The organism is Chryseobacterium sp. RLHN22, assembly GCF_051011795.1.
Classification (GTDB): Bacteria; Bacteroidota; Bacteroidia; order Flavobacteriales; family Weeksellaceae; genus Chryseobacterium; species Chryseobacterium zhengzhouense.
In genome coordinates this window covers 46945-59802 of record NZ_JBPCHW010000002.1, presented here as the reverse complement: position 1 = coordinate 59802, position 12858 = coordinate 46945, and the positions used below count along the sequence as shown (strand labels likewise).

Genomic DNA, 12858 nt, shown 5'->3' with positions numbered 1-12858 from the left:
TTCAAAAATGATTTTTAAGCATAACTCAGAAATTTGTGAATTCTAATATTTACATTTGCATTTTAAAAACCTGAAATTGTATAAAAAATTATTTGGACAAACTGCAGTCTACGGACTCAGTTCGGTTTTAGTAAGAATTTTTCCTTTTCTTATTGCACCCATTGTTACAAAAGCTTTCGGACCGTCTGCTTCATCTCCTTTTGTCGATTGGTATTCTATTGCCGGAGTGATTACCGTTTTCCTTACACATGGTATGGAAACTTCTTTTTTCCGTTTTGCTCAGGAAGGCGATATTGATAAGAAGACTTTGGTTTCTACCTGCGCTTTAAGCATTTTATCTGCAGGTTTTATATATTTAATTTTAGGATATGTTTTCAGACAGGATTTGGCAAATGCTTTTGAAACTCCTGACCAGGTTAATTATTTGGTTATTTTTCTGTTTATGCTTTCAATTGATGCATTTGCAACAATTCCTTCAGCAATATTAAGATTAGAAGGAAAACCAATTCAATATATGCTTTCAAAAGTAATTGGAGCTTTAGCTTATTATTTTCTCGTTGTATTTTTTATTAAATGGCTACCAAAATATCCTGATGGAATTTTAGGAATAAAATATAATCCCGAATTTGGAGTTGGTTATACATTTGTTGCCAACTTGGTTCAAAGTATTATTACTTTATTGATTGTAGGAAAGGAATTTGTAAATTTTAGCTTCAAAAAATTTGATTTTAATCTTTGGAAAAGAATCATGGATTATTCGTGGCCGGTAATGGTTGCAGGATTGGCCGGAATTATCAATCAGACTTTAGACCGACAGTTTTTAAAATATTTATTACCGAAGGAGGAAGCAAAACATCAAATCGGAGTTTATGGTGCTGTTTATAAAATTGCTACATTCATAACAGTTTTCAGGCAGGCTTATCAATTGGGAATTGAACCTTATTTTTTCTCAAGTTTTAAAGACAAAAACAATCATAAAACTTATGCAGTTCTGATGGATGTTTTTGTGATTTGCAACTGTTTAATTTTTGTTGGTTTAATGGTAAATCTTCAATGGATTGCCGAGAAATATCTTGGTAATTCTGAATATTACGAAGGAATTGCCATTATTCCTTACGTTATGTTGGGAGCATTATTTTTAGGAATCTATTTAAATCTTTCGATTTGGTATAAACTTTCAGACCAAACCAGAGTGGGGCTTTATATTTCATTAATCGGAGCAGCAATCACGATTTTTATCAACTTTACATTTATTCCGAAATACGGATATTGGGCCAGTGCTTTTGCAGCACTCATCACTTATACAAGTATGATGATTATTTCTTATTTTTGGGGAAGAGCGCAATACCCTATTCATTATAACATAAAAAAAATTCTTATCTATCTTTCGCTGTCTATTGCGATTTCTTTGGTTTCGTTTTTGTATTTCAGAGAAAATTATTTTATAGGAAACGGCTTGTTCTTATTATTCATCGCATTTTTAGCGTATAACGAAAGAACGATTATCAATAAAGTACTTAGAAAAAATTAACATTAATAAAAAAATAACAATCATATATGAAAATTATTGTTCCGATGGCAGGAAAAGGTTCAAGATTGAGACCTCATACCTTAACTGTTCCTAAACCATTAATTCCGATTGCAGGAAAACCAATTGTGCAGAGATTAGTAGAAGATATTGCTAAAGTTGCAGGAGAAAAAATAGACGAAGTAGCCTTTATTATTGGAGATTTCGGAGCTGAAGTTGAAGCATCTTTAATAAAAATTGCAGAAAATTTAGGGGCAAAAGCGAGTATTTACACACAAGATGTTGCTTTGGGAACCGCACACGCCATAAAATGCGCAGAAGCTTCTATGACAGGAAATGTAGTGGTAGCATTTGCCGATACCTTATTCAGAGCCGATTTCACTTTAGACACCAATTCAGACGGTGTAATTTGGGTGAAAAAAGTAGATGATCCTTCAGCTTTTGGAGTGGTAAAATTAGATGATTATGGTTTTATTACAGATTTTATCGAGAAACCACAGACTTTTATTTCAGATTTGGCGATCATCGGGATTTATTATTTTAACTCCGGGGAAAAATTGATGGATGAAATCAACCACATTATGGATAACGATATTAAAGTAAGTGGTGAATATCAGTTAACAACTGCATTGGAAAACCTTCGTCAGAAAGGTGCTAAATTCTCACTAGGAAAAGTAGACGACTGGATGGATTGCGGAAACAAAAATGCTACGGTAGAAACCAACGGAAAAATTCTGGAGTATGAAAAAGATCTGTTTACAGAATATCCTCAATCGGCAAACATTCAGAACTCTTTGATCATTCAGCCATGCTACATCGGTGAAGGGGTTGAAATTTCAAACTCAAAAATCGGGCCTTATGTTTCTTTAGGAAAAGGAACAAAAGTAATCAACTCAAATATAGACAATTCTTTGATTCAGGAGAAAACGGTAATCGATCACGGAAATCTTTCTAACTCAATGATCGGAAGTTCGGCTCAGTATTTCGGAGTTGCAAGAGAAATTTCTTTGGGAGATTTTTCTGTTTTGGACTTTTTGTCGAAATAAATTTAAATAAATAACGTTGAGAAAAGCCACACAATACTCTTTGTGTGGTTTGGCGTTAATATTGTAAAAGATTATTAAAATTTGCATAATGAAAAATTGGGCTATCTTATTGATTATCACACTCACCATACTTTCCTGTAAAAGCAGAAAGGCAATCAACCAGAATACTTCTGAAAACGACAGTATCACAGTGGAAAATTCCGGCAATAAGAACGACCCGAAAGATGACAAAAATATTCAGGATCGACTATCTTTCTATGAAAAGATTCTTATTCATCCTAAATTTGACCACGTAAAAATCAACAGTAAAATCACAGCGAGCGATTTAAGAGTAAGCCCTTTGGATGCAACCATTTATATTGAAAACGACAAAAAAATATGGGCAAATATTTCTTTCCTTATCATTCCTGCTGCACGTGCACTCATTACTCCGGAAGGAATCAAAGCTATCGACCGATATAATAAAAATTATATTGATTCTGATTTTGATTATCTTAACAATCTTTTAAACGTCAATTTTATCGATTATAAAACATTGGAAAAACTGCTAATGGGACGTACCTTTTTATTAATTTCCAACAGCAATTCCAATATTGTAAAAAATTCGGAAGGCTACAAGCTTACCTCAATCACCAATCAGAAAATTGTTACCAACGATATTGTAAGAGAGTATAAAACCGAAATGCAATACACCAACGATTTTAACCTGAATTGGGTAAAATTGCAGGACGTAAAATCCAACGACGCCATTGAAATCGTATATGAAAACTGGGAAACCTTTCCGAACGAAGTAAAACTTCCAAAAAATGTTAAAATAATTATAAAAGGTTCAAAATCCAGCCAAATTTTACTGGAAAACACGAAATTTGAATTTTCGAGGATGGAAACACCCTATTCTGTTCCAGCCAATTATAAGAAAATTGAGATTAAATGATTAAAAAAATTAGCTTTTTAATAGGTATTTTGCTGTTCGGATTACAATATGCCCAACAAAATAAGGAGCAGTTACAAAAGCAAAATGCTGATCTGAAAAAACAGATCGCTCAAATAAATTCAGATTTGGCAAAAACCAGAAATGAATCTAAATTATCACTATCATATTTAAATAACGTTAATAAAAAATTAGCGCTTAGAGAGAAGGTTTATAACAATACCCAAAAAGAAAAAAGATTTATTGAAGATGAAATTTATCTTCGTCAGCTTGAAATAAACCGACAGAACCGTGAGCTGGGAGTTTTAAGAAAAAACTATGCTCAGGTTTTGGTGAATGCCTATAAAAATAAAGGCGTTCAGAATAAAGTAACATTCATTCTTTCCTCAAAAAGTCTGGGTGAAGCTTTACGGAGAGTACAGTATTTGAAACAGTATTCCGATTATCAGGATAAAAAAGCAGCTGAAATTACAAATGCAGCTTTGGAATTAAAAAAATCGGTCGAACAGAAAAAAAGATCAGCAGTAGAGAAGGAAAACCTGTTGGTAAATCAGAAGAAAGATTTAACGACAATTGCTGTTGAACGCCAGCAGAAAGAACAGCTGGTGACAGAATTCAAGAAAAACGAATCTAAACTGACCGCCGAACTTAAACAAAAACAGTCTCAGTCTAAAGCTTTAGAAGGACAGATTAAGGCCATTATCGCTGAAGAATTAAGGATTGCAAAAGCTGAAGAAGAAGCGAGGAAGAAGGCCGAAGCCGAGAAAATCCGTCTGGCAAAAATTGCCGCAGAAAGAGAAAAAGCAAGAATTGAAGCCGAAGCAAAAGCAAAAGCCGAAGCATTAGAAAGAGAAAGAAAATTAGCTGAAGCTGAAGCAAAAAAAGCTGCTGAACTTGCAGCAAAACGTGAGGAAGAAGACAGAAAACGTACTGCAGAAGCAGCGAAAGCCGAAGCAAGCGCTAAAGATGAAGCCAGAAAAATTGCGGCAAAGAAAGCTTTGGATGAAGCTAATGAAAGATCAAGAGAAGCTGCTGAAAAACTGAAATCAGCCAGAGAGGCGGAAGCTGCATTAGCTAAGAAAAAAGAAGATGATAAAAAAGCTGCAGAGTCGAAAGCAATGACCAACTTCGGGGTTTCCGCACCTTCTGCAGGAAGTAATTTTTCAGCGAACAGAGGCAGAATTTCAATGCCTGCTTCAGGAACAATTACCCACAGATTCGGAAAACAACAACATCCGGTCTTTAAAAATATATGGGAAGAGAATAACGGGATAAAAATTTCCGTAGCAAAAGGAACTTCTGCGAGAGCCGTTTTTCCGGGAACAGTTTCACAGGTAATTCCTTCTGCAGATGGTACTAAAACGGTTATGATTAAGCATGGTGATTATTTTACCATTTATTCAAACCTTAGCAGCAATACCGTTTCTAAAAATCAGCAGGTTTCTGCAGGGACGGTTGTAGGAGCTGTAGCACAAGACTACGATGGAACTTATACACTTGATTTCCAGATATGGAACGGAAGTCAGGCAGTTGATCCATTGGGTTGGGTTTCGTATTAAAAAAAGATTAACTTTGCAAAAAATTTAGAAATGAATACATTAACAATATTAGCCTTATCTTGGCAGCACATTCTTATCGTTGCCATTATTCTTTTATTACTTTTCGGAGGTAAAAAAATTCCGGAATTGATGAGAGGAATGGGTTCGGGAATTAAAGAATTTAAAGACGCTATCAAAGAAGACGAAAAACCTGGTTCAAAAACAGACAGCAATTCTTCTAACAATAATACTGCAAGCCACTAAAATTTCTTTATTTCAATGAATTTTACCGATACTGCCTGGAAAATCTTCAACCAGTCTATTGAAGATTACCATATACTAGACAGCGTTGATACTCCTATTAAAAACCCGTTTGAAAGTGATACTTTGGAACGAATTTTGTATGCTAAAAACTGGATTGATACCGTTCAATGGCATTTGGAAGATATAATAAGAGATGAAAATATAGACCCTGTTGAAGCTCTTCAATTGAAAAGAACAATAGATGCATCAAATCAGAAAAGAACTGATTTAGTGGAATTTATAGACAGTTGGTTTTTAAACAAATACAAAGATATTACTCCAAAACCTGATGCTAAAATCAATACTGAAACTCCTGCTTGGGCTGTTGACAGATTATCTATTTTAGCACTGAAGGTTTATCATATGTCGTTAGAAGCAAATCGAGAATCTGCTTCCGAAGAGCACCGTCTAAATTGCAAGCAAAAATTAGACGTATTGCTTACTCAGAAAGAAGATTTATGTGCTTCAATCACTCAATTGCTTAATGATATTGAAAACGGTGATGTTAAGATGAAAGTGTACAAACAAATGAAGATGTACAATGATGAAAGTCTTAACCCAATCCTTTATCAAAAGGAGCAAAAATGAAACGACTATTTTTTCTTGGAATACTATTAATAATCACTTCTTCATGCGCGACCGAAAAACTGAATATGTCGCCTGTATCAGGCAGCTTTTCGGGTGACACAAAAACTGAGTCTAACAATAAGAGTATCAGCATAAACATCACAGAAAACGTTAATGCATCAGAAATCACCAATCTGCTTTCTACTTTTCCTAAATTCTCAAATTCTGCGTTAAATGAAGAAATTGGCAACCTTAAATATACACTCCAGAATTATCTTTATGCGATAGAATCGGGGAACAAATCCGGAAAAAATAAAACCATCCGTAATTTAGAAAAATCTTACAAGAAAATTCAGAAGCTTAGAAAAGATCTAAAAAAAGATGAGGACGAGGTTTTGAACAGATATTTAGTAAGATTAAAAACAAATGTTACTGTAATCGAGGATTCTCTTAACGGAAAAAAATAAACAAACAATTCAATGATTAAAATTCAGGCGGAAGCCAATGTTCCCACAGAACACGGTACTTTCCGAATGATAGCCTTCTCGGAAGATCAAAACGACTGGATGCCACATATGGCAATAGTTGCTGAAAACACTGATCTGTCTCAACCTGTGAATGTACGCTTTCACTCTGAATGTATTACCGGAGAGGTTTTCCATTCTAAAAAATGTGAGTGTGGACAGCAGCTTGATGCAGCCATGAAGTATATACACGAAAACGGAGGCGTTATTATTTATCTTCGTCAGGAAGGTAGAAATATAGGCATCATCAACAAGCTTAAAGCCTATTCTTTACAAGAAAAAGGATTTGATACGGTACAGGCAAATTTGGAATTAGGTTTACCTGCAGACGACAGAAATTTTGGTATTGCGATTGAAATTCTCAATCAGCTAAAAATTGAAAGCATTAATCTTTTGACCAATAATCCTGAAAAGGTAAAATTTGTACAGGAAAGCAACATTGTACTAAACTCAAGAATACCTTTACAAATCCCGGCAAATGAGATCAGCAGAGGCTATTTGCAAACTAAAAAAGATTTTTTTGGCCATTTCTTAGACGATAATAATGACAATTGAAAAATCAAAGGCTCCGAAACAAGTTCCGGAGCCTTTTTTATTATAAAAATTTGAAAAGATTTATTATTTTATTTTCACAACTTTTGAATCATCAATGTTGTAATATTTAATTACTGCATTATAATCGCTGTAATCTACCTTAGAGACTCCCTTATTTAAATATCCGGCAGGAACCAGAACAATTCTGAATGTTTGATTATTGTAAAATTCAGGAGCTGTAGTTACATTAAATGTTCCATTCACGTAGATTTGAACATCATTTTTGGTAAAGTCAAAATCATAATCCACTTCATTTCCGTCTGAAAGATATATTTTCTTAGGAATCTGTTCCCAAACATCAAGACCATTAGAAACACCTTTTAATCTGTATACTAAGACCTTATCAGAATCCATCATGCCATATTTACTTATTTCTTCTCTGATGACATGCTGCTCTCCAAAAGCTCCGGCACTGTTAAATTGAAAACTTCTTGTGATTTCTACAACGCCAGAATAAGTATCATTATCAACATATTGCACATCGTCATCGTTATTATCGCAACTGTAAGTAAAAAAACTCACAAAAGCTAACATTAAAATTGGGAAAAACTTTCTCATTATATAAATTTTAGATTATTATAGAATATGCCGAATCAAAACATATACCAAAAATTATAAAAACATTGTCGCCCATCATTTTTTAATCGTATTTTTGTTCATATTCAATACATCATGAAGAAATTAGTTTTTAATTTTCTCTTAATTATAACTTGCACTGCATCTCATTTTTCAGCGCAATACCTGCCTAAAGACACCTCAAAGGCAGAAATGAAGAAAGCCAATCAATGGGTTGACCAGACTTATAACAGTCTTTCCCAAGATGAAAAATTAGGCCAGCTTTTTATAGTCGCATTATACACCAACAAAGGTGAAGATTACATCAATCAGGTGAGAAATATTGTCATTAATGACAAAATTGGCGGATTAATACTGATGCAGGATGATGCAGCAAGAGAAATTACCCTTGTTAATGAATTCCAACAAAAATCGAAAGTTCCGTTGATGATTGGAATGGATGCAGAATGGGGACTGTATCAGAGAATCAACACTGCTCACAAATTTCCATGGGCAATGACTTTGGGAGCGATTCAGGATAAAGAACTGATTTACCAGATGGCCGCAAAAATTGCAGAAGACTGCAAAAGAATGGGAATCAACTGGGATTTTGCACCGGTGGTTGATGTAAACACAAATCCGAATAATCCTATTATCGGGAACAGAAGTTTCGGTTCTGAGGTTTCTAATGTAACACAGTCTGCTTTATCTTACGCAAATGGTTTGCAGGATAACAATATCCTTGCAGCAATCAAACATTTTCCGGGACACGGCGATACCAGTACCGATTCGCACCTTGACCTTCCTGTAGTGCCCCATAATCTGGAAAGATTAAATAAAACAGAGCTTGCACCTTTTAAAGCATTGATAAATAAAGGAATTGGAGGTGTGATGGTTGCTCATCTATATGTACCAACCCTCGAATCTGGGAAAGGAATTCCTGCTTCAGTTTCAAAAAAAATTATAACCGATTTATTAAAAGATAAACTAGGGTATAAAGGTTTAATTATAACCGATGCTTTGAATATGGGTGCTGTTGCCAACAAATACAAACCCGGAGAATTAGATGCTTTAGCTTTTAAAGCAGGTAATGACATTATGCTTTTCTCTCAAGGTGTAGCAGAAGGTAAAAAACTGATTCAAAAAGCAATTGATAAAGGTGAAATTTCTCAAGCAAGGGTTGAAGAAAGTGTAAAGAAAATTCTTTTAACTAAATATTATTTAGGTCTAAGTCAATATACTCCAAAAAATCCTGAAAACATAAATTACGATCTCAATAATGATTCGCATACGAAACTGGTTCAAAATCTTTATTCTAATGCTTTAACATTATTAAAAGACGAAAAAAAATTACTTCCTCTAAACTCAAGCACGACCTATTATTACGTTCCGTTGGAAGAAGCTCCTTTCCAAACTTTTGCAAATCAATTAAATATAAATTCGAAAATTATCATTAAAAAAGCTTCCGAGATCAGTTCAATTCCTGCAAACTCAACAGTGATTGTTGGTTTTCATAAAGATAATTCTACCGCTTATAAGCCATATAAAATTTCATCAGAATCAAAAAAAATATTGTCTGATTTAAGTAAAAATCAAAATGTGATTCTTAATGTTTTCGGAAGTGCTTATGCTTTGAAAGACATGGATGTCTCTAAAGTTTCCACCGTTTTGGTTTCTTATGAAAATAACGATGATTCGATGATCGCAACCGCAGATGCATTAAATGGAAAAACAAAAATTTCGGGAAGACTTCCCGTTTTAGTCAACGAAAAATTAAAACCAGGAATGGGAATCGACTTGAAATCTTCCCACACAAAATAAATTGACATCAAATAAAAAATAAAAGATGAAAATAGGCATACTTTGCTACCCAACATACGGCGGAAGCGGAATTGTGGCAACAGAACTCGGAATGTCTTTGGCAAACAAAGGCTATGAAGTACACTTCATCAGTTCGGCACTTCCTGCAAGATTAGATATTACGAACCCCAATATATTTTTTCACAAGGTCAATGTTCAGACCTATCCGCTTTTTCAGTATCAACCGTACGATATTGCGCTGAGTTCGATGATTTACCGTGTTGTAAATCTTTATAAACTAGACTTACTTCACGCTCATTATGCGATTCCTTATGCTTATGCCGCTTTTACAGCCAAGCAAATGCTAAAGGAAGACAACAACGACATCCCATTGGTCACAACACTTCACGGAACAGATATTACATTAGTTGGGCAACATCCTAGCTATAAACACGCAGTTGAATTTTCAATTAATAAATCAGATGCCATTACATCTGTATCTGAAAGCTTGAAAAAAGATACGCTGCAGTTCTTCAATATTAAAAAAGAAATTCAGGTCATTACCAATTTCATCGACAATTCTGAATTCGACGACTGCAACGAATGCCAAAGAACACAGTTTGCCAATCCTGACGAAAAGATATTGATTCACGTTTCTAATTTACGCCCGGTAAAACGCGTTGACGAAGTGCTTCAAATCTTTAAAAACGTAGAGAAAAAAGTTAAATCTAAACTGATTATCATTGGTGAGGGTCCCGACATGGAAAAAGTCAATCAGTTTTTGGAAGAAAATCCTGATTTAATTTCAAAGATCCGACTTTTAGGAAAGGTAAATGATTTATACAGAATTCTTCAGCTTTCAGATGTATTTTTACTTCCTTCTGAGCAGGAAAGCTTCGGTTTGGCAGCCTTGGAAGCTATGGCAGCAAACACTCCTGTAATCAGTTCGAATGCCGGTGGAATTCCTGAAGTGAACATTCAAGGAGAAACAGGATTTTTAGCAGAAATCGGAAATGTAGAAGCAATGAGTAATTATTGTATTAAATTATTAAGCAATGATGAGCTCCTTAATCAGATGAAAGTGAATGCTAAAGAACAAGCCATAAGATTTGATTTGAAAAATATTCTTCCTATTTACGAAGATATGTATAAAACAACTATTGAGAATTTTAAAGGTGAGCTGACAAAAGCTTAAAACTTATTCAAATAAACAAAAAAATCAGGGCATTGGCTCTGATTTTTTTGTTTACCAATTTTCAGTTCGGCTCCTTCGGAGCCGAACCCTTTAGCAAAGAATCATTGACAGACGATTGGCGCGCTCCGTAGGAGCGCAACCTTTATAGAAAACACAACATTATCATCACAAAAAAAACGAGTTCCGGAGGAGCGACACAAAAACGTTATAAATTTTAATCTCAAAAAAAATAATTTTCACTAAATTAGTTGTCACACAAAATCACAGCTGATGAACGAAAAATTACTTCAATATCTTTGGAATTTCAAAATATTCACCCGCTTCAATTTTACCGATACGGAAGGAAATCCTATTGAAATTTTAGATTTTGGGAGATGGAATACCGATTCCGGTCCTGATTTTCTGATGGCAAAGATTAAAACCAAAAACATTACTCTTGCCGGAAATATTGAACTTCACGTAAAATCTTCCGACTGGATTTTTCATCAGCATTCAAAAGATTCGGCTTATAAAAATATTATTTTGCATGTCGTTTTTCAGAATGATATCGAGATCAAAGAATTTAAAGAACTGAATATTCCAACCCTGGAACTAAAAGATCATATAGACAGAAATGTTTTTCAGAAATATGAAAACCTTTTAAAAGAAAGTCAATTTGTTCCATGTGAAAAGATTTTCAGCACTAAAAAAATTCCGGTAAACTTTCACGAAGAAAATTTATTGAGAAAACTTGAGGAAAAATCGGTAGAAATAGAATCTGATTTGCTGCGACAAAAAAATAATTACGAAGCCGTTTTGTTTCATTATCTTGCCTACTCTTTCGGCTTGAAAGTAAATGCCGCAATATTTAAGCAAATTGCAGAAAGCATAGATTTCGCCGTAATCAATAAAATACGGCAAAACAAAACCCAGCTTGAAGCTTTATTTTTTGGAATTTCAGGCTGGCTTGAAAACCCGCAAGATTCTCAAATGCAGATATGGAAAAGAGAATTTGATTTTATTAAGGCTAAATATAATAGTTCAGAGCTTAAAATTCAGCCAAAATTTTTAAGATTAAGACCTCCAAATTTCCCAACCATCAGATTATCACAATTAGCAGATCTTTATTTTCAGTATCAGAATTTATTTTCAAAAATTATTTCAGCGCAAAGCACCAATGGATTAATTGAAATTTTTAAAGATATAAAAGCTTCAGAGTATTGGGATAACCATTTCAATTTCGGGAAAATATCTCCGGTAAATCAAACAAAAAGTTTAACGAAAGATTTCATTGAACTGGTTATTTTGAACTCAATTCTTCCCATAAAATTCACCTACCATAAACACCTGAATGAAAATATCAATGACGAAATTCTGAATTTTTACAGCGAAATTCAGGCAGAAAAAAATTCAGTCACAGAACAATGGAAGAGATTAGGGTTAAAAATCAGAAATTCTGTAGAAAGTCAGAGTCTTATTTATCACTTTAAAACCTGCTGTGAAACAAAAAATTGCTTAAATTGCGGTATCGGATTTAAAATTTTAAAAGAATCATAGATCATGTTTGATAATCTACGTCATAAAATGGAACGCGAATGGTTTGGAGTACTCACAAGAATGGGCGCCAAACTGGGAATCCCGGTTTCTAAACTGAGAGTATTCTTTATTTACTCCACTTTTGCGACAGCAGGATTTTTCTTTCTTATCTACCTCGGTTTGGCTTTCACACTTTGGATCAAAGATATTTTCATTACAAGAAGACCGAGCGTTTTCGACCTTTAATTATGGAATTTTTACAGATTACTTCGCCCGAGGATTATCGTGTACAACAGATTTATGATTCATATTCAACTTCTTTTCCGGAATATGAGAGACGTGATTGGTATAAATTTATACAACTTTTCACGCATCCAAAGGTGAAAATAATTTCTGTTTTGCATGATTCTAAAAACATTGGCTATCTTATTATTTGGGAATTGAGCAATCATATTTTCGTGGAGCATTTTGAAGTTTTCTCTAAATTTAGAAATCAAAAATTAGGTTCATACATTACTGATTATTTATTTAAAAATCATCCGAGAATTATTTTAGAAATCGAACCAGAACATCTGAACGAAGATTCTAAACGAAGGTTTTCGTTTTACCAGCGAAACGGTTTTAATTTGATTGATGAAATGTATATACAGCCAAGTTATGGTGAAGGCAAAAAAAGTCTTCAGCTTTGGCTTCTTGCCAACTATTTTCCTGAAAATCTAAATGAGGTGAAAGATGAAATTTATGATATTGTTTATCATTAAT

General features: G+C 34.0%; 14 protein-coding genes. 13 read left to right on the top strand and 1 reads right to left on the bottom strand.

Going from position 1 to position 12858, the window contains the following annotated elements; all coding sequences use genetic code 11:
- The first annotated feature begins 76 nt into the window (after positions 1–76).
- The 8 genes from ACR1PN_RS02585 (at position 77) to ribA (ending at position 6992) form a co-directional block, all read left to right on the top strand.
- A complete protein-coding gene (locus tag ACR1PN_RS02585; RefSeq protein ID WP_433978755.1) occupies positions 77–1531 on the top strand; it encodes a lipopolysaccharide biosynthesis protein in 1455 nt (484 codons plus the stop codon).
- A gap of 26 nt (positions 1532–1557) precedes the next feature.
- Positions 1558–2574, top strand: coding sequence for a sugar phosphate nucleotidyltransferase (locus ACR1PN_RS02580; RefSeq protein WP_378177117.1), 1017 nt, complete (start codon positions 1558–1560; stop codon positions 2572–2574).
- Between the two features lie 88 nt (positions 2575–2662).
- Entirely contained in the window at positions 2663–3508 is an 846-nt protein-coding gene (locus ACR1PN_RS02575; protein ID WP_433978754.1) for a DUF4292 domain-containing protein, read from the top strand.
- A complete protein-coding gene (locus tag ACR1PN_RS02570) occupies positions 3505–5064 on the top strand; it encodes a peptidoglycan DD-metalloendopeptidase family protein (protein WP_433978753.1) in 1560 nt (519 codons plus the stop codon). Before ACR1PN_RS02575 ends, ACR1PN_RS02570 begins: the two co-directional genes overlap by 4 nt.
- A 30-nt stretch (positions 5065–5094) precedes the next feature.
- Complete coding sequence (locus tag ACR1PN_RS02565; protein ID WP_378177108.1) at positions 5095–5307, top strand: twin-arginine translocase TatA/TatE family subunit; 213 nt, start codon at positions 5095–5097, stop codon at positions 5305–5307.
- Positions 5308–5322: 15 nt separating this feature from the next.
- Complete coding sequence (locus tag ACR1PN_RS02560) at positions 5323–5934, top strand: DUF4254 domain-containing protein (protein WP_433978752.1); 612 nt, start codon at positions 5323–5325, stop codon at positions 5932–5934.
- Complete coding sequence (locus ACR1PN_RS02555; protein ID WP_378177102.1) at positions 5931–6380, top strand: hypothetical protein; 450 nt, start codon at positions 5931–5933, stop codon at positions 6378–6380. Before ACR1PN_RS02560 ends, ACR1PN_RS02555 begins: the two co-directional genes overlap by 4 nt.
- Before the next feature lie 12 nt (positions 6381–6392).
- Positions 6393–6992 (top strand): GTP cyclohydrolase II, encoded by a 600-nt coding sequence (ribA, locus tag ACR1PN_RS02550; protein WP_378177099.1) that lies wholly within the window; start codon positions 6393–6395, stop codon positions 6990–6992.
- 63 nt (positions 6993–7055) lie between these two features.
- Here ribA and ACR1PN_RS02545 read toward each other — a convergent pair whose 3' ends face one another.
- Positions 7056–7589: a hypothetical protein gene (locus ACR1PN_RS02545; protein WP_433978751.1), complete on the bottom strand. Its 534-nt coding sequence runs from the start codon at positions 7587–7589 to the stop codon at positions 7056–7058.
- 114 nt (positions 7590–7703) lie between these two features.
- Between ACR1PN_RS02545 and ACR1PN_RS02540 the strand changes: the two genes are divergently transcribed.
- The 5 genes from ACR1PN_RS02540 (at position 7704) to ACR1PN_RS02520 (ending at position 12857) form a co-directional block, all read left to right on the top strand.
- Positions 7704–9407 (top strand): glycoside hydrolase family 3 protein, encoded by a 1704-nt coding sequence (locus ACR1PN_RS02540; RefSeq protein ID WP_433978750.1) that lies wholly within the window; start codon positions 7704–7706, stop codon positions 9405–9407.
- A 25-nt stretch (positions 9408–9432) separates the two neighbouring features.
- Positions 9433–10581 (top strand): N-acetyl-alpha-D-glucosaminyl L-malate synthase BshA, encoded by a 1149-nt coding sequence (bshA, locus tag ACR1PN_RS02535; protein WP_378177090.1) that lies wholly within the window; start codon positions 9433–9435, stop codon positions 10579–10581.
- A 270-nt stretch (positions 10582–10851) separates the two neighbouring features.
- Positions 10852–12117 carry a DUF2851 family protein gene (locus tag ACR1PN_RS02530; RefSeq protein WP_433978749.1) on the top strand — a complete coding sequence of 422 codons (1266 nt, stop codon included), beginning with the start codon at positions 10852–10854 and terminating at the stop codon, positions 12115–12117.
- Between the two features lie 3 nt (positions 12118–12120).
- Complete coding sequence (locus ACR1PN_RS02525) at positions 12121–12342, top strand: PspC family transcriptional regulator (protein WP_034678114.1); 222 nt, start codon at positions 12121–12123, stop codon at positions 12340–12342.
- Between the two features lie 2 nt (positions 12343–12344).
- On the top strand, positions 12345–12857 hold the full coding sequence (locus ACR1PN_RS02520; protein ID WP_433978748.1) for a GNAT family N-acetyltransferase: 513 nt from the start codon (positions 12345–12347) through the stop codon (positions 12855–12857).
- Position 12858: the final 1 nt, after the last annotated feature.